At 58.5% G+C, this 212-nt stretch carries 1 pseudogene; it reads right to left on the reverse strand.

The window, feature by feature from the left end:
• Positions 1–212: pseudogene (locus tag N5096_RS05000) on the reverse strand (IS5/IS1182 family transposase); the annotation flags it as partial.

Genomic DNA, 212 nt, shown 5'->3' on the forward strand with positions numbered 1-212 from the left:
TCACGTCGATCAAGATCGTCGTCTTCATCGACTGGAACGAGAAGTCTGCGCGGTCGCGGTAGTGGTAGCTGGTTTGATCGCGTTGAAAGCCGCTAGCGTCAATTGCAGCTTCACCACTCCAGCCCGCCTGCTCCGCCGAAGTGCGGAGCAGGCGGCGGAGTTCACGCATTCGGTACTCGTTTTCCCACCGACAAAACGAGCTGTAGTGCGGT

It is taken from the genome of Halorubrum yunnanense, assembly GCF_026586675.1.
GTDB classification, from domain to species: Archaea; Halobacteriota; Halobacteria; order Halobacteriales; family Haloferacaceae; genus Halorubrum; species Halorubrum yunnanense.